Below are 15,312 nucleotides of genomic sequence, written 5' to 3' on the forward strand. Positions count from 1 at the left end.
TTGCCCGCTCAGCGAGCGGCGAGGGTGCGGCCCGCGTGGACGGCGGCCTCGTGGGCGGCCTTCTTCATCAGCTCGGCGGTCTCCAGGAACGGGTCCATCGCCGGGTTCACGCCGGCCAGCGTCAGCTCGCGCTCGACCAGCGTCAGGTCGGCGCCCCAGACGTCGGCGACGATCCGGCGCAGGTACGCGGTGTTGTGGTCCCAGCCCTCGCGCGGGGTGCCGGGGCCGTAGCCGCCACCCCGGGTGGTCAGCACGACGGCGGGCTTGCCGTCGAGCAGGCGCTCGCCCTGGCTGCCGCCGGCGATGGCCAGGTCGAACCAGGTCTTGGCGTGCTGGGAGACGCCCCAGTTGTAGAGCGGCAGCGCCAGGATCACGGCGTCGGCGTCGCGCAGCTCGCTCGCCAGCGTGGCGGCCAGCGCGACCGCCGCCCGCTGCTGCTCGGTGCGCTGCTCCTCGGGGGTGAAGCCGGCGTGGACGGCGGTGGCCCAGGCGTCCGCCGGCAGCGGGTCGGCGCCGAGGTGGCGGCGCACGAACGTGGTCTCCGGCCGGACGGCCAGCCACTCGGCCTCGGCGATGTCGGCGAGCTCGCTGCTGGCCGAGTGCGGGCCCATGATGCTGGCGTCGATGCGAAGAACGGTCACGGTTATGCTCCCTGATCTGGGGTATTGAATGTTCAACACCGCCTCGCTCAGAAGCTTGCCACGACAAGCATTGAATGTTCAACACGGGTACCCTGTGGTGGTGACCAACACCACGACGCTGCCGCCGGACGACGAGGTCCCCTGGCTCCACGACGACGAGCGCGGCGCCTGGATGACCTTGATCTCGCTGCTGATGACCCTGCCGACCGCGATCGACGCTCAGCTCAAGCGCGACTCGGGGCTCAACTTCTTCGAGTACTCGATCCTGGTCGCGCTGTCCCGCCCGCCCGGCCGGCCGGTCCGGATGAATGCGCTGGCGCTGTTCGCGGGCGGGTCGGCGTCGCGCCTGTCGCACGCGGTCAGCCGGCTCGAGCGGCAGGGCTGGGTGCGGCGCGTGGTGCACAACGGCGAGGTGCGCTGCACCGAGGCGATGCTCACCGAGAAGGGCTTCGCCATGCTGGCCTCGGCCGCTCCGGCGCACGTCCGCGAGGCCCGGCGCCTGGTGTTCGACGTGCTCACGCCCGAGCAGGTGCGCCAGCTTCAGCAGATCAGCCGCCAGCTCCTGCAGGTGGCCGGCCCCGAGGTCGCGGTGGCGCTGGACCGGGCGATCGTCGAGGCGGCGGTCGAGGGCGAGGCGGCCACGGACCGGTTCATCGTCAGCGCGGCCGCGGACTCGGCTTGCACCGAGGCCGGCTCGGCCTGCACCGAGGCGGTGATCGAGCCGCGGTGCTGAGCACGGCCGGCCGCGGCGGTGCCTCAGATCTTGGCTCTTGCTCGGTCGATCAGCAGCGGCATGAGCTTGGCGCGCCAGGTGTCCAGGTGCACCTGGCCGGACGACATGCCGCCGTGCGCGAACTCGGCGCGGTAGACCGAGGGCGCGATCTCGGTCGCGAGATCGACGCCGACGATGCGGTTGAAGGCGTTGTAGAGCATGGCCTCGGCCTCACCGACCGTCGGCGGCAGATAGGTGCCCTGGAGGTGGTCGCGCATCGCCTGCCAGACCCAGGGATCGCCCCGCAGCCCCCAGCGGTCGGGCTCGGGGTCGAACAGGTCGTCGACGTGCTTCATGAGATCAGGTTGGCACCGGGTCAGCTCCGCCGCACGCCGAGCCGCGACATCGCCCAGCGGCCGGCGCCGGGACTGGCGGCCACCGAGGAACTGATCAAACGGTGACGGCGGGGACGGCCGCGGTCAGCGACCAGTCGTGGCTGATCTCGGCCGCGGTGCGCAGCAGCTTGGGCAGGTGGTCCTCGAGCAGCGTCTCGACCGACGTCTCGGCGGCGTGCACGGTCACGTTGATGGCGGCCACCACGTTGCCGTCGCCGTCGCGGACGCCGGTCGCTATCGAGCGGATGCCGGGGGCCAGGTCCTGGTCGGCCAGCGCCCAGCCCTTGGCCCGTACCTCGCGCAGCGCGGCGTCCAGCTCCTCGGCCGACGGCTGCCAGCGGGCGGTGATGCCGGAACGGGAGGCCTCGGCGAGCACCCGGGGTAGCTCGGCCGGCGGCAGGGCGGCCAGCAGCACCTTGCCCATCGAGGTGGCCGGCGCCGGGAAGCGGGTGCCGATGGTCACGGCCAGAGTCACGATCTTCGGGACCGCGACCCGGGCCACGTAGACGATGTCGCCGCCGTCGAGCTGGGCCATCGACGTCGACTCGTTGGTCTGCGCGACCAGCCGTTCCATGTGCGGGCGGGCGACATCCCACATGCTCAGCGCGTTCACGTACGCCATGCCCAGGTCCAGCACCCGGGGGGTGAGCGCGTAGCCGCGGTCGGCGGCGCGCACGTAGCCGAGCGCCTCGAGCGTGATGAGGATGCGGCGGACCGTCGGCCGGGCCAGGCCGGTCTGCCCGGCGATCTCGCTGAGCGTCATGGCCGGCGTGCCGGGGCGGAAGGAGCGCAGGACGTCGAGGCCGCGAGCCAGGGCCTCGATGAAATCGGGTCCGGCGCCCCTTCCGCTGTCGGTCATTGGGGCACCCTACTTGGTGTACTGGTACGGGTTGTGCAGGATGCGAGCCTCGGGGATGTCCGGGTTCATGCCGCGCTGCCACGCCTCTTCGCCCATCGTCTCCCGCAGGTACGCGATGGTGGCGTCCACCTTGGCCCGGGCGGCCGCGAGATCGACGTCCACGAGCCGGCCGTCCCGCTTCACGATGCGGCCGCCGACCACGACCGTGTGCACGTCGCCGCGCTGCGCCTGGAACACCACGTGGCCGTACGGGTTGAGGACCGGGAACATCGCCGGCGAGGCGTCGTTCTTGATCAGCACCACGTCACCCTGGCGACCGGGCGTGAGCGCGCCGATCGACGAGTCCAGGCCGAGCGCCTTGGCCCCGCCCCGGGTGCCCCAGTCGACGACCTGCTCGGCCCGCAGCGCGTGGTGGGTGACCGTCTCCTTCTTGCCGTGCGCCTCCTGGTGCTCGCGGACCCGGTCGGCGCTGAGCGTGGTGCGCATCGCCGAGAACAGGTCGCCGCTCCACCACACGCTGGTGTCCATCGAGAGCGACACCGGCACGTCGTGCTTGCGCAGCTGCCAGGTGGGCGGGTAGCCCTGGCCGGCGCTCTGCTCACTTTCGGTCGAGACCGAGACGGACCCGCCGGTGGCCGCGATCCGGTGGTACGAGTCGCTGCTCAGCGAGGCCGCGTGCACGTACACGGTCCCGGGGGTCATGAAGCCGTTCTCGTACATGAGCCGGATGCCGTCGTCGTTGGTGGCGCCCCAGACGCCGGCGTGGGTGGTGACCGACGCCCCGAGCTCGCGCGCGACCTCGAAGGCGGCCTTCTCCTGGAACGTGGGGTCGCCGGGGATGTCGAACGCCATCTGGAAGCCGGCCAGTTTCCCGCCGTCGATGCGCCGGCGGTAGAAGTCGCGGAACTCGTCGGTGGTCGACCACTCCCAGGGACCCTGCTGGATATTCCCGTACGCGAGGACGAAGCGCCCCGGCACGGCCTCGAGCGCGTCGACCGCGGCGTCGGCATGATCCGTGGTCTGCAACCCGTGCGACCAGTCCACCGTCGTCGTGACGCCGGCGTCGATGGCCTCGATCGCGCCGAGCAGGTTGCCGGCGTAGATGTCCTCGGGGCGGAACAGCTTGCCCGACTCCAGGTAGTACCAGACGAAGTACTGGGTGAGGGTCCAGTCGGCGCCGTACCCCCGCATGGCGGTCTGCCACATGTGCCGGTGGGTGTCGACCATGCCCGGCATCACGATCCCGCCGCTCGCGTCGATCTCGACGGCGCCGTCGGGGGCGGTCAGGCCGGGGCCGACCTCGGCGATCTTGCCGTCGACGATCAGCACGTCGGCATCCTTGAGCACGGTGTGCGCGTCGTCCATGGTGAGAACCAGGCCGTTTCGGAAGACCACCGGCCGGTCGCTGTCGCTCATCGCCCATCCTTTCGGGAGGTTCCGGACCACTGTCCGCACAGCGGGCAGGGCGAGTGGCGTCAGTGTGCTCCCGGTCACCTGGACGGTCAAGAGGCTGTTTCGGTTTTGTAAAACCGCCGTTGACAGGCCGCCTGAGCGGGGGCAGGCTGATTGCGCGGACGAGTGTCCGCAGAACGGGCGGTGATGATGGCGCAGGGCCCATTGGACGGTCTGCTGGTCGCGGATTTCTCGCGGATCCTGGCCGGGCCGTACGCGACGATGCTCCTGGCCGACCTGGGCGCGCAGGTGATCAAGGTGGAGGGGCCGACGGGGGACGACACCCGCACGTGGATGCCGCCGACTCGCGAGGGCGTCTCGACCTACTATCTCGGTATAAATCGGAATAAGAGGTCGATTGCGCTCAACCTCAAGGACGCCGCCGATTTGGAAGCGGCGCAGGAGCTCGCCCGGCGCGCCGACATCATGATCGAGAACTTCAAGCCCGGTGGTCTGTCCCGGTTCGGCCTGGACTACGAGTCGGTCGCGGCGGCCAACGAGAAGATCATTTACGCCAGCATCAGCGGCTTCGGCTCGGGGGCCGGCGCCGAGATGCCGGGATACGACCTGATGGTGCAGGCGATCTCCGGGCTCATGAGTCTCACCGGTGATCCGGACGGGCCGCCGTACCGGGCCGGCATCTCGGTCTTCGACGTGATGGCCGGCATGCATGCCACGATCGGCATCCTCGCCGCGCTGAACCACCGGGCGCGGTCCGGGCGTGGCCAGCACGTCGAGGTGAACCTGCTGAGCTCGGCCCTCTCCGGCCTGGTCAACCATTCCAGCGGCTACGTCGCGAGCGGCACGATCCCGTACCGGATGGGAAACGCACATCCCAGCCTCTTCCCGTACGAGCCCCTGCCCACCGCCGACGGCGAGCTGATCGTGATCGCGGGCAACGACGGGCAGTTCCGCAAGCTGTGCCAGGTGCTCGACCTGCCCGACCTGCCGGACGATCCGCGCTTCGGCCGCAACCAGGACCGTACGGCGAACCGGGAGGAGCTGCGCCCGATCCTGGTCGAGCGGCTGGCCAAGCGGGGCAAGGACGAGTGGTTCCGCGACCTGCTCGCGGCCGGGGTGCCGTGCGCGCCGATCAACACCATCGACGGTGGCGTGGCCCTGGCCGGCGAGCTGGGCCTGCACCCGGTGATCGACGCGGGCGGCGTGCCGGCGGTGCGCAACCCGATCACGTTTTCCGAGACCCCGGCGGCGTACGAGCTGCCGCCGCCCACCCTCGACGAGCACGGTGAGGAGATCCGCGCGTGGCTGAGCCGCTGACCGGCGCCTGGTCCTCCGGACGGCGCGGAGAACCCGCCAAAAAGGAAGAGCTGAGATTTCCGACGGGCTTGGGCACGTCCACCCCGGAGACCATCTCGCTGCTGGGTAAGGACCTGGCCGCCGAGCTGATGGGCAAGGTCGGGTTCGGCGAGCTGGCGTACTGGCTGGTGGCCGGGCGGCGGCCGACCGCCGGCGAGACCCGGCTGTTCGAGGCGGTGCTGGTGGCGCTGGCCGACCACGGCTTCACGCCCACGGCGATCGCGGCCCGGCTCACGTACCTCTCGGCCCCGGACTCCCTGCAGGGAGCGCTCGCGGCCGGCCTGCTCGGCGGCGGCTCCCGGTTCCTGGGCGTGACCGAGGACTGCGGCCGGTTCCTCGCCGACACCCTGGTCGAGGCCGGCACCGAGCGGGACTACGACGTGATCGCGCTCGAGGCCGTACGCAAGGCCCGCGAGCAGCGCCGGATCATCCCCGGCCTGGGCCACCCGGTGCACAAGGAGGAGGACCCGCGCACGCCGGTGCTGATCGGCATCGCCGAGCAGGAGGGCCTGCGCGGCCCGCACCTGCGGCTGTTCGAGGCGATCGGCCGGGTCCACCCCCAGGTGCTGGGCCGGAAGCTGCCGCTCAACGGCGCCGGCGTGTGCGGCGCCGCGCTCGCCGACCTCGGCCTGCCCACCGACCTGCTGCGCGGGTTCGCGCTGCTGGCCCGGGCGGCCGGGCTGCTCGGCCAGCTGGCCGAGGAGCGCCGCCGGCCGATCGCGAACGACATCTATCTCACCGTCGACCGGAACGCCGTCTACGAACCCCTTCCCGGCTCCCGAGAGGACTGACTATGGCCAGCATCGTCGCGGTCATCGCCTCGACCCACCATCCGTTCTACTACCGCGCCAGCACCGCCACCGGCGACGACCGGCCGCCGTTCGCGGACGAGTGGGTCTCCAAGATCACGGCGTTCCGGGAGACGCTGACCCGGGCGAACCCCGACGTGCTGGTGATGGTCGGCTCCGACCACTTCCACCAGCTGTGGCTGGACAACATGCCGCAGTTCCTGGTCGGCAAGGCGCCGTTCTACGACGCCAACTGGTACAACGAGGAGCGCGAGTTCGGCCTGCCGCGGATGCTGCTCAAGGGCCAGGAGGACCTGTCGGCGCACATCCTGCGCTCCGGCCTCGACCGCGGCTTCGACCTCGCGTTCAGCAACGAGCTGCGGATCGACCACAGCGTCACCTGCCCGATCATCACGCTGCGGCCCGAGGCCGACCTGCCGATCGTCCCGATCTACACCAACATCTTCGCGCCGCCGCTGCCGCAGCCGTCCCGGTTCGTGGCGCTCGGCGAGGCCATCCGCAAGATCGTCGAGGAGTGGCCGTCGCACCTGCGGGTCGCGATCATCGGCACCGGGCACCTGTCGCTCGAGCTCGGCGGTCCCCGGCAGTTCGGACCGCACGGCCCCGACCCCGAGTTCGACCGCAAGGCCGTCGAGTGGATCGCCACCGGCGACCTCGACAGCTGCCTGCGCGAGGTGTCGCTGGAGAGCCTGCACTCGCCGGGCAACGCCACCCACGGCTTCATGGATTTCATGCTGATGATGGGCGTCGCCGGGGCGGGGGCGAAGGCCGACCACGTCGACAGCCTCGACCTGTTCCACACCATGGAGGCGTACTTCACCTGGTATCCGAACGGAGCGCCGGCATGAGCAAGTACCTGCTGAACAAGTTCCTGTACACGGTGGACCGCGATCCCGAGCTGGTCGAGCGCTACCGGGAGTCGCCGCGGGAGCTGGTCACGTGGTGGGAGGCCGAGCGCGCGAACCAGGTGCTCAACTGCCTCACCGGCGAGGCGAGCACCTGGCAGCGCTTCACCGGCGAGGAGCGCGAGGCGCTGATCGGCCACGACCACTGCAAGCTGTTCGAGCTGGGCGCCCATCCGTTCCTGACGCTGACCCTCTTCATCGCGATGTTCGAGCGGGACAACACCGAGCCGCTGGAATATCAGAAGGCGTACGGGGCGCGGATGGCCCACTTCGCGCTGCCCTACCCGGACATCGCGACATGATGCCGGCCGCCGTGCTGCGGATCTGCGGCCGGCCGCCGGCACTGGAGAAGCGGCCGGCGCCGGTGGCCGGCGCGGGCGAGGTGCCGGTCACCGTGGCGGCGGCGCCGATCACCCCGCTCGACCTGCTCTGCGCGAGCGGCACCAGCTACTTCGGGGTGCCGGCCACGCCCTACGTGCCGGGCGTGCAGGGCGTCGGCCACCGCGACGACGGCACCCCGGTCTGGTTCGCCACCTCGGCCGGCATGCGGCCCGGTGACGGCAGCATGGCCGGCGCCGTCGCGGTGCCCCATGTGGACGTCGTCCCGCTGCCGCGCGGGGTGCCGCTGCCGCTGGTCGCGGCCCTGGGCCTCTCGGCGGTGGCCGCCCACTCGGCGCTGGTCCGCACCGGCGGGCTCACCCCGGGCGAGACGGTGATCGTGCTCGGCGCCGGCGGCGTGGTCGGCCAGGCCGCCGTCCAGCTCGCGTTGCTCTCCGGCGCCGGCCGGGTGGTCGCCGTGGCCCGCTCGGCCGCGGCGGGCGAGCGCGCGGTCCGGCTCGGCGCCGCCGAGGCCGTGCGGCTGCGGCCCGACGACGACCCGGCCTCGCTCGCCGACCGGATCCGGGACGCGGCGGGCCCGGCCGACCTGGTGCTCGGCCCGGTCTTCGGCGTGCCGGCCGCGGCCGCGCTGCGGGTGCTGCGCCCGGGCGGCCGGCTGGTCAACCTGGGCGGCTCGGCCGCGCCGACCGCGCCGATCGACTCGGCGACGCTGCGCAGCGGCTCGCTCCGGGTGCTCGGCTACACCAACAACGCGCTGTCGGTGGCGCAGCGGGCCGAGTCGCTGGCCGAGGTGGCCGGGCACGCGGCGGCCGGGCGGCTCACGGTGGCGCACGAGGTGGTGCCGTTCGCCGACGTCGCCGAGGCCTGGTCCCGCCAGGCCGCGGGCGACACGGACGGCCGGCTGGTGCTGGTGCTGTGAGCCGGTCAGTTCGGTGAGCTGGTCTCCAGCGGGACGATCGACAGGGCGGCCAGCCGGACCGGGTCGGTGACCGCCTGGATGACCGTGATCCGGCCGTCGACGATGGTCAGGCGCAGCACCCCGATCCGGTTGCCGCCGACGACGATCGCGACGCCGAGCGCGCCGTCGATGAGGGCGGCCCGCGCGGCCTGGGCGCGGCCGGCGAAGAAACGGGCCACGACCGCGGCGCCGCGATGCTGGCTGACCGGGCCGATGCGCATCTCGACGTCGGGGTCGAGCAGAGTCAGCAGCGTGCCGATGTCGTCGCCCCGGGAGGCGGCCAGGAACGCCTCGACGATCCGCCGGTCGGCCGGCGTCTCGGGGTCGGCGGCCGGGTTGGCCCGGACCCGGCGCCGGGCCCGGCTGGCGAGCTGACGGGCCGCGTCGGGGGAGCGGCCGACCAGCGGGGAGATGTCCTCGAACGAGACGCCGAACATGTCGTGCAGCACGAAGGCGAGCCGCTCGGCCGGAGTCAGCGTCTCGAGCACGACCAGCAGGGCGAGACCGACCGAGTCGGCCAGCACGGCCTGCTCCTCGGGGCCGGGTACGGCGGCGGGCTGCTCGGCCGGGTATGCGTCCTCCCGGCGGGCCGTGCGCTGGCGCAGCATGTCGAGGCACACGCGCCCGACGACCGTGGTCAGCCAGGCCGACAGGTTGTCGACGCGGCCGTCACCCGTACGGCTCAGGCGCAGCCATGCCTCCTGCACCGCGTCGTCCGCCTCGGTGACCGAGCCCAGCATGCGCAGCGCCACCGCCCGCAGCCGGGGCCGGTGCCGCTCGAACCGCTCAGCCAGCGCCGCGTCGCTCATCGACAATTACCCCCATTTGTGATGTAAGCCACTTTGGTCACAGTCACCGTCGCCGCTTCGTCACTCCTCCGACGAACCAGAACGCGCCGATGTGACGGCGCCACGGGAATCGAGGAGAAGCATCATGACAGCTCGGATCGAGAACCCGGCCGGTCTGCTTCCGGACGCGGTCAAGGCGGTCAACTTCCTCTACAAGGCGGCCCACTCGGCCGGTGTCGAGCCCGTCGTGCTCGAGCTCGTGCACCTGCGGGCCAGCCAGATCAACGGCTGCGGGCCCTGCGTCGACGCCGGTGCGAGGTCCATGCGCAAGAACGGCGAGACCGACGAGCGCCTGTACGCGGTGGCGGTGTGGCGCGAGACGCCGTACTTCACCGACGCCGAGCGGGCCGCGCTCGCCCTGGCCGAGTACGCCACCCGGCTCGCCGACCAGCCCGACGCGGTGCCGGACCACATCTGGGACGCGGCGGCCGAGCACTTCGACGAGAAGCAGCTCGCCGCGATCGTGCTGTGGATCGCGACGACGAACTTCTTCAATCGCATCAACGTCACGACCCGGCAGCCCGCTCCGCAGAATTGGGGATGAGACCGTCCGCCGTGCGGGTCTACCATGCGCGGCATGACGGGGACCGATGCTCCACGCCCCGTGCGGGTGGCAGCGTGGCTGACCATGGCGCTCGCGCCGGTCGGCCTGCTGCTCCTGCTCGACGGCTTCCTGGAGCTGCACTGGTGGGGAACGACGGAAGAACGACAACTCATCGCGCTGCTCGCGAAGATCGAGACGGATTACGGCATCGAGGCGCCGGCCCTGCTGCGCGGCCGGGACGGCGCGATCCAGCTGGTGATTCTCGGGCTTCTCTGCATCGCGTACGCGACCCTGGGCCTCTGGATCCGGCGCGGCCGGCTGTGGGCTCGCACCACGGCGCTGACCACCGGCGTGCTGCTGACCCTGGTCGGGCTGTTCGGGGTCGGCGCCGACGCGACCGAGTCGCGCCCGCTCTCGGTCTACTTCGACAACCTGACCGGGTCGGCGATACCCGACCGGATAGCGGCGGTGAAGGCGCTGCTCTACCCGGGGTGGTACTCGTGGTTCGAGGACATCGCCCAGGGCCTTCAGGTGATCGCGTCGCTGGCCGCCGTGGTGGCGATCGCCGCCGCGGTCATCACCCACTCGGACTACTTCTCCGGCGGCCGGTCGGTCGACGCGCCGCCGGACGAGTGGGACGCGGCGCTCGGCCGGGTACGGGAGCAGTCCCGCACCCATCTGGAGGCGGAGTCCTAAGCCGACGCCGGCCCTACGACCACGGCGTGCCGTGCTCCCGCGGCACCGCGGCCTGCCCGCGGGCGGTCTGCGGTACGCCGGCGCGCCCGACGAAGACCGACGTCAGCCCCGGCGGCCCGGCCTCGGGCCGCGGTCGCCGGGTCCGGCTGACCACCAGCACCACGATCGCCAGCACGGTGGCGGCGACCGCGGCGATCAGGATCGTGCCGACGATGGTCGAGGTGCCGGCGCCCTCGCGGTGGCCGCCCGGCGCCGGCACGACCGCGTCGCCGGTCAGCGTGAGGTCGCCGGTGTCGACCTGCACGGCGACGGTGGCCGGCAGCGAGGGCGGGGTGGCGAAGCAGACCAGGTAGCGGTCGCGCAGCGTGGACTCGACCTGGTCGAGCGCCGGCACCACCACGGGCTCGCCGGCCGGGGCGAAGAAACCGCCGGTCGCGGCGGCCGCCTCGGACCAGTACGCGCCGGCCGCCGCGGTGCCGACCACGACCAAAATCGTGCCGCTGGCCCGGAAGTCGCCGGCCAGGTCGGCGGCCTCGATGCCGCCGGCGTCGGCCGCCGAGGTGTACATGACCACCACCCGGCGGCCCGTCTCCACCCGCGGGAACTGGCCGCGGGCCAGCGTCAGGGCGGCCTCGGTGTCACGGTCGCCGGCCGCGCGGATCCCGTCGAGCGAGCCCACCACGCCCAGCGGGCCACGCGTGGGCCCGGCCGCCGCGGCGGCCGGGCGGCGGTCGGGGATGACCACGGCCTCGGTGCTGGTGGGCGCCTCGAGGATGAACCGGGCGGCGGCACTCAGCCAGGCCGGCAGCGTCTTGGCCCCGGCGGTCGAGGCGTCCACCACGAACGAGACGGCGAGCCCGTCGGACATGATCGGAACCAGGTCGGCGTGCTGCGGGTGGCCGCCGACCGAGACCTGCACGCGGCGGGTGCTGGTGCTGTTGCTGGCGCTGAGGTCGACCACGACCGCGGTCTCGCCGCCGCCGCTGAGCACGCCGGCGATCGGCAGCGGAACCGCCGCGACAGCCGGCGCGGCGTCGCTCACCAGCGCGACAGCGATGGCCGCGAGGGCCGCGAGGGCCGCGGCCATCGCCCGCGCGCCCCGCCCGGCCGCCCGGCGCCACCACGCCTGGCCGTGCGTTGCCGCCTGGCCGTGCGTTGCCGCCTGGCCGCGCGTTGCCGCCTGGCCGCGCGTTGCCGCCCGGCCGCGGGTTGCCGCTTGGCGGCGGGGCTTCGCCCGGTCGGCGGGCCCGGGGTCAGGCCGGCTCGGCGAACGCGATGACATTGTCCCGATAGCTTCCGCGAGAGTGGTCGAAGCTGCCGCCGCAGGTGACCAGCCGGAGCGTGGGGTCGAGGGTGGGCGCGTAGACCAGGTCGGTGGGGAACCGGACCTTCGGCACCCGCTCGACCTTGGTGATCGAGAAGGTCGCCGTCGTGCCGTCGGAGCGCTCGACCTGGACGGCGGTGCCCGGCTTGACCCGGTAGAGGTCGAAGAAGATGCCGGGGCCCGCCGTCGAGTCGACGTGGCCGAGGAGCACGGCCGGGCCGGCCTGGCCGGGGCGCGGGCCGTACTCGTACCACCCGGCGACGTCGGTGGTGGCCGGGACCTGGATCGTGCCGTCGGCCCGCAGGCCGAGTCGCTCGATCCTGCTGTCCACGTGCAGGGCCGGGATGCGGAGCCGGGTCGGTAGCGCGACCTGGTCGTAGGTCCGCACCGACCTGAACGTCTTCGCCGGCTCCTGCGATGGACCGGGCCGGGTGGCCGCGGCGGGCCGGGCGGTCGCGGACACCGTGGGTGGACCGCCGGTCAGCACGGCCAGCAGGACCAGCGCGAGCGTGGCCAGGGCCGGGACACGGGCGTACGACGGCATCAGCGGCTTTCCACGACGGCGGCCATCCCGCCGTACCCGGTCTGGGCGCCGCCCCTGGGGAGCCTGGCCGCCACGGTCACGCCGAACGCGTCGGCCAGCTGCGTGGCCAGGCCGAACATGTCCTGGTACGTGTCGTAGGCGACGTCGTGGGCGGTGGCGTAGTCCTTGGCCGCGTACGCGTCCGCGTGCTTCATCAGCATCATGTCGTGCTTCTGCACCGCCGCGGTGAGGTCGGCGGCGCTGATGTGCTTGCTCGTGGCGCCGGCCAGGAACGTGCCCATCCGCTGCTCGATGCCGGCCATCTCGGTCCTGGCCTGGTCCTGCTTGGCCTTGTCGGCGGCCGCCGTGGCGCTGGAGTAGGCCACCAGCTGCTCGACGTGGTCGGCCCACAGCGACTGGAACTGCTTGGCCGCCGCCGGCCCGAACAGGGTGTCCATCGCCGCCGCCAGGTCGGCGGTGTTGCCGTTGATCATCTGGCCGGAGGAGTCGAAGTCGGGTGAGCCGGTCACCGCGGCCCGGGTCAGGTCCTCCACCAGCGCCGCGTGCTCGGCCAGCAGCTTGCCGAGCTGGGAGCGCAGCCGCCACAGCGGTTGCCCGAGGGTGGCGACGTCCTTGGCCGGGAGCAGCGACTTCGCCAGGGTCAGGCCCAGGTCGTACGTGTGCTGGTAGCCCATCCGATAGAGATCGTCGGCCAGCGCGTAGTTCTTCGCCGCGTAGGCGTCCGCCTGCCCTGTCAGATGTCCGACATGCTGCACGACGGCGGCCCGGGCCGCGGCCCGGCTGAGCCGCCCCTGCGACGCGCCCGCGAAGAAGTCGCCGAGATCCTCCTCGTACTCGACCAGCTCCTTGCGCGCCTCCTCGAGGGCCGCCTTGTCCTGGGCCGCGATCGCGCCCGCGTAGGTGAACAGGCCCACGATGTGCTCCGACCACATCGGGCCGAACTTGTCCGCCGCGGCCTGCCCGAACAGCTGCCCGACCAGGGTCGTCATCGCCGACGTGTTCTTGCCCAGCGCCGCGTTCGCCGCCTGCACGAAGTCGTCGTCGCCGCGGATCCGGCTGCGCATCAGGTCGGCCGCGAGCACCGAGTGCTGCCCGAGCAGCGCCTCGAGCTGGATCGCCAGGTCGGCGGCGCTCGGAGCGGCCCGATGCCGAGCCGGGACCGCCTGCGTCACCGCCGCCGGCGCCGGGCCGGATGCGAGAAGAAGCAGGCCGGCGCAGAGAATCGGCAGCGCCCGCCAGAGCCGTCCGTTTCCGAGAGTCAGCATGCGTACCATCGCCCGCTCAGGAGGAAGTCGCGACCGACCATACGCCCACGTCACAACAAGGTCGAGACCACAGAGCGACGTCTGGAGCACTGAGCGTCGATGAAGTACGGTCGGGTTGCTCACCGACACACGTTGATCTTCAAATGCCGGGGATGAGGCCGGGATGGAGATGCTGGGGCAGCTCGTCGCCGGGCGCTATCGGCTCCTGCGGAGGCTCGGCGCGGGCGGTATGGGCGGGGTGTGGCTCGCCCACGACCTGACCGACGACCGGCAGGTCGCCCTCAAGCAGTGCCATCTGCCCGACGGGCTGAGCCGCGACGAGCAGGACCTGTTCCGGGTGTGGACGGTCCGCGAGGCGCGGGCCTACTCGCTGGTCGGCCATCCCAACGTGGTGCGCACGCTCGACGTACTGCCCGACGACGACGAGCCGTGGATCGTCATGGAGTACGTGGAGTCCCGCTCGCTGCAGCAGATCATCGACCACAACGGCCCGCTGCCGCCGCCCCGGGTGGCCGGCATCGGGCTGGCCGTGCTCGAGGCCCTGCGCGCCGTGCGCCGGGCCGGGCTGCTGCACCTCGACGTCAAGCCGAGCAACGTGCTGGTCTCCCACGACGGCCGGGTGGTGCTCACCGACTTCGGGCCGGCGGTGACGACCGAGGGCGTACGCGCGCTGGCCGGCGCCGGGATCGTGCTGGGCTCGCCGAAATACCTCGCCCCCGAGCGGCTCATCGACGGCGTGGCGATGCCCGAGTCCGACCTCTGGTCGCTGGGCGCCACTCTCTATCACGCGGTGGAGGGCCGCCCGCCGTACGTGCGGGCCACCACCACCGAGACACTGCTGGCGCCGACCGAGGGCCCGCCCGACCCGCCGCGGCTGGCCGGCCCGCTCACCCCCGTGCTCGTGGGGCTGCTGCGGCTCGACCCGGCCCGCCGGCTGACCGCCGACGAGGTCGAGGCCGCCCTGCGTGAGGTCATCCAGCAGCCGGCCGCCACGCCCACGCCGCCCGTCCTCGCGCAGCCGCCCGCCCGCCGCCGTCGCCACGTGGCGCTCGCGGGTGCGCTCGCCGCCCTGGTCGCCCTGGTCGCCGTCTTCGCCGTGGTGCGGCCCGGCCGCGAGCCGGCCGCTCGTCCGGGGACCGCGGCCGCGCCGGTGGCGGTGGCGGCGGCGTTGCCGCCCGGCTTCTACTGGTTCCTGGAGGGTCCCGGCTACCGGGTGGGGCTGCCGTTGGACTGGCCCGGCTCGGTCACCGCATCGGGCGAGTTCACCGCCGCCCCGAAGCGGGCTCAGTGGCCGCGGCTGACGATCGGCGTCCGGCCCGCCCCGGCCAACGTGCTCGCCGCCTTCACCGCCGAGGAGCTGAGGACGGACCTGCCCGGGTACCGCCGCATCCGGATCGTGCAGCCGCCGTCCGCGCCGCAGCCGACCTGGGAGTACACGTACCAGGACGTCTCCTCCGGTCTGATCCGCGTCGAGCGGTTGGCGCTCCTGGACGACACCGGCGAGCGCATGTTCAGCCTGGAGTGGCGCACGCCGCGGGCCCGGTGGGCATCCGATCTGCCGCTGTTCGACCAGATCGTCGCGACGTTCGCGGCGGTTCCCGGCGGGTGAGACCACCCCAAGTCCGCGGTGCGCGCACGGTTTGATCTAGTACCGTCTAACCGGATCGTCGGACTTCTACCCGCAATGGTGACAGCGAGGCGCTT

General features: G+C 72.6%; 17 protein-coding genes. 9 read left to right on the top strand and 8 right to left on the bottom strand.

The window, feature by feature from the left end; all coding sequences use genetic code 11:
* Nucleotides 1-8: 8 nt before the first annotated feature.
* Nucleotides 9-641: an FMN-dependent NADH-azoreductase gene (locus ACQP2F_RS07555; protein WP_433301937.1), complete on the bottom strand. Its 633-nt coding sequence runs from the start codon at nucleotides 639-641 to the stop codon at nucleotides 9-11.
* A 100-nt stretch (nucleotides 642-741) separates the two neighbouring features.
* Between ACQP2F_RS07555 and ACQP2F_RS07560 the strand changes: the two genes are divergently transcribed.
* On the top strand, nucleotides 742-1,374 hold the full coding sequence (locus tag ACQP2F_RS07560) for a MarR family winged helix-turn-helix transcriptional regulator (protein ID WP_433301939.1): 633 nt from the start codon (nucleotides 742-744) through the stop codon (nucleotides 1,372-1,374).
* Nucleotides 1,375-1,397: 23 nt separating this feature from the next.
* Here ACQP2F_RS07560 and ACQP2F_RS07565 read toward each other — a convergent pair whose 3' ends face one another.
* The 3 genes from ACQP2F_RS07565 to ACQP2F_RS07575 form a co-directional block, all read right to left on the bottom strand.
* Nucleotides 1,398-1,709 (bottom strand): hypothetical protein, encoded by a 312-nt coding sequence (locus ACQP2F_RS07565; RefSeq protein ID WP_433301941.1) that lies wholly within the window; start codon nucleotides 1,707-1,709, stop codon nucleotides 1,398-1,400.
* A 94-nt stretch (nucleotides 1,710-1,803) separates the two neighbouring features.
* Nucleotides 1,804-2,607, bottom strand: coding sequence for an IclR family transcriptional regulator domain-containing protein (locus ACQP2F_RS07570; RefSeq protein ID WP_433301943.1), 804 nt, complete (start codon nucleotides 2,605-2,607; stop codon nucleotides 1,804-1,806).
* Nucleotides 2,608-2,616: 9 nt separating this feature from the next.
* Nucleotides 2,617-4,023, bottom strand: coding sequence for an amidohydrolase family protein (locus ACQP2F_RS07575; RefSeq protein ID WP_433301945.1), 1,407 nt, complete (start codon nucleotides 4,021-4,023; stop codon nucleotides 2,617-2,619).
* A 162-nt stretch (nucleotides 4,024-4,185) separates the two neighbouring features.
* Here ACQP2F_RS07575 and ACQP2F_RS07580 point away from each other — a divergent pair, with 162 nt between their 5' ends.
* From ACQP2F_RS07580 to ACQP2F_RS07600, 5 genes are all read left to right on the top strand, one after another.
* Nucleotides 4,186-5,337 carry a CaiB/BaiF CoA transferase family protein gene (locus ACQP2F_RS07580; RefSeq protein ID WP_433301947.1) on the top strand — a complete coding sequence of 384 codons (1,152 nt, stop codon included), beginning with the start codon at nucleotides 4,186-4,188 and terminating at the stop codon, nucleotides 5,335-5,337.
* 68 nt (nucleotides 5,338-5,405) lie between these two features.
* Complete coding sequence (locus tag ACQP2F_RS07585; RefSeq protein WP_433301949.1) at nucleotides 5,406-6,167, top strand: citryl-CoA lyase; 762 nt, start codon at nucleotides 5,406-5,408, stop codon at nucleotides 6,165-6,167.
* Between the two features lie 2 nt (nucleotides 6,168-6,169).
* Nucleotides 6,170-7,033, top strand: coding sequence for an extradiol ring-cleavage dioxygenase (locus tag ACQP2F_RS07590; RefSeq protein ID WP_433301951.1), 864 nt, complete (start codon nucleotides 6,170-6,172; stop codon nucleotides 7,031-7,033).
* Nucleotides 7,030-7,392 (top strand): hypothetical protein, encoded by a 363-nt coding sequence (locus ACQP2F_RS07595; protein ID WP_433301952.1) that lies wholly within the window; start codon nucleotides 7,030-7,032, stop codon nucleotides 7,390-7,392. Before ACQP2F_RS07590 ends, ACQP2F_RS07595 begins: the two co-directional genes overlap by 4 nt.
* A complete protein-coding gene (locus ACQP2F_RS07600; RefSeq protein WP_433301954.1) occupies nucleotides 7,392-8,348 on the top strand; it encodes a quinone oxidoreductase family protein in 957 nt (318 codons plus the stop codon). The genes ACQP2F_RS07595 and ACQP2F_RS07600 overlap by 1 nt, the downstream gene beginning before the upstream one ends.
* 5 nt (nucleotides 8,349-8,353) lie before the next feature.
* Here the strand turns inward: ACQP2F_RS07600 and ACQP2F_RS07605 are convergent, their stop codons facing one another.
* Complete coding sequence (locus ACQP2F_RS07605; protein ID WP_433301956.1) at nucleotides 8,354-9,196, bottom strand: sigma-70 family RNA polymerase sigma factor; 843 nt, start codon at nucleotides 9,194-9,196, stop codon at nucleotides 8,354-8,356.
* 124 nt (nucleotides 9,197-9,320) lie between these two features.
* Between ACQP2F_RS07605 and ACQP2F_RS07610 the strand changes: the two genes are divergently transcribed.
* The gene (locus tag ACQP2F_RS07610; protein WP_433301958.1) at nucleotides 9,321-9,779 is read left to right on the top strand and encodes a carboxymuconolactone decarboxylase family protein; all 459 of its coding nucleotides are present in this window, start codon (nucleotides 9,321-9,323) and stop codon (nucleotides 9,777-9,779) included.
* A 33-nt stretch (nucleotides 9,780-9,812) separates the two neighbouring features.
* On the top strand, nucleotides 9,813-10,475 hold the full coding sequence (locus ACQP2F_RS07615; protein WP_433301959.1) for a hypothetical protein: 663 nt from the start codon (nucleotides 9,813-9,815) through the stop codon (nucleotides 10,473-10,475).
* A 13-nt stretch (nucleotides 10,476-10,488) separates the two neighbouring features.
* Here ACQP2F_RS07615 and ACQP2F_RS07620 read toward each other — a convergent pair whose 3' ends face one another.
* From ACQP2F_RS07620 to ACQP2F_RS07630, 3 genes are all read right to left on the bottom strand, one after another.
* Nucleotides 10,489-11,562: a hypothetical protein gene (locus ACQP2F_RS07620; RefSeq protein WP_433301961.1), complete on the bottom strand. Its 1,074-nt coding sequence runs from the start codon at nucleotides 11,560-11,562 to the stop codon at nucleotides 10,489-10,491.
* Nucleotides 11,563-11,728: 166 nt separating this feature from the next.
* On the bottom strand, nucleotides 11,729-12,343 hold the full coding sequence (locus ACQP2F_RS07625; RefSeq protein ID WP_433301962.1) for a class F sortase: 615 nt from the start codon (nucleotides 12,341-12,343) through the stop codon (nucleotides 11,729-11,731).
* Nucleotides 12,343-13,608: a hypothetical protein gene (locus ACQP2F_RS07630; protein WP_433301964.1), complete on the bottom strand. Its 1,266-nt coding sequence runs from the start codon at nucleotides 13,606-13,608 to the stop codon at nucleotides 12,343-12,345. The genes ACQP2F_RS07625 and ACQP2F_RS07630 overlap by 1 nt, the downstream gene beginning before the upstream one ends.
* A 163-nt stretch (nucleotides 13,609-13,771) precedes the next feature.
* On the opposite strand from ACQP2F_RS07630, the gene ACQP2F_RS07635 reads away from it, so the two are divergent.
* A complete protein-coding gene (locus ACQP2F_RS07635; protein ID WP_433301966.1) occupies nucleotides 13,772-15,217 on the top strand; it encodes a serine/threonine-protein kinase in 1,446 nt (481 codons plus the stop codon).
* The last annotated feature ends 95 nt before the right edge of the window (nucleotides 15,218-15,312 follow it).

The organism is Actinoplanes sp. CA-030573 (genome assembly GCF_050951115.1).
Classification (GTDB): Bacteria; Actinomycetota; Actinomycetes; order Mycobacteriales; family Micromonosporaceae; genus Actinoplanes.

Bases quoted from the DNA above. Each gene is read 5' to 3' on its own strand.
- ACQP2F_RS07565 (WP_433301941.1), bottom strand. From the start codon at position 1,709: ATGAAGCACGTCGACGACCTGTTCGACCCCGAGCCCGACCGCTGGGGG.
- ACQP2F_RS07570 (WP_433301943.1), bottom strand. From the start codon at position 2,607: ATGACCGACAGCGGAAGGGGCGCCGGACCCGATTTCATCGAGGCCCTG.
- ACQP2F_RS07575 (WP_433301945.1), bottom strand. From the start codon at position 4,023: ATGAGCGACAGCGACCGGCCGGTGGTCTTCCGAAACGGCCTGGTTCTC.
- ACQP2F_RS07590 (WP_433301951.1), top strand. From the start codon at position 6,170: ATGGCCAGCATCGTCGCGGTCATCGCCTCGACCCACCATCCGTTCTAC.
- ACQP2F_RS07595 (WP_433301952.1), top strand. From the start codon at position 7,030: ATGAGCAAGTACCTGCTGAACAAGTTCCTGTACACGGTGGACCGCGAT.
- ACQP2F_RS07600 (WP_433301954.1), top strand. From the start codon at position 7,392: ATGCCGGCCGCCGTGCTGCGGATCTGCGGCCGGCCGCCGGCACTGGAG.
- ACQP2F_RS07605 (WP_433301956.1), bottom strand. From the start codon at position 9,196: ATGAGCGACGCGGCGCTGGCTGAGCGGTTCGAGCGGCACCGGCCCCGG.
- ACQP2F_RS07610 (WP_433301958.1), top strand. From the start codon at position 9,321: ATGACAGCTCGGATCGAGAACCCGGCCGGTCTGCTTCCGGACGCGGTC.
- ACQP2F_RS07615 (WP_433301959.1), top strand. From the start codon at position 9,813: ATGACGGGGACCGATGCTCCACGCCCCGTGCGGGTGGCAGCGTGGCTG.
- ACQP2F_RS07620 (WP_433301961.1), bottom strand. From the start codon at position 11,562: ATGGCCGCGGCCCTCGCGGCCCTCGCGGCCATCGCTGTCGCGCTGGTG.
- ACQP2F_RS07625 (WP_433301962.1), bottom strand. From the start codon at position 12,343: ATGCCGTCGTACGCCCGTGTCCCGGCCCTGGCCACGCTCGCGCTGGTC.
- ACQP2F_RS07630 (WP_433301964.1), bottom strand. From the start codon at position 13,608: ATGCTGACTCTCGGAAACGGACGGCTCTGGCGGGCGCTGCCGATTCTC.
- ACQP2F_RS07635 (WP_433301966.1), top strand. From the start codon at position 13,772: ATGGAGATGCTGGGGCAGCTCGTCGCCGGGCGCTATCGGCTCCTGCGG.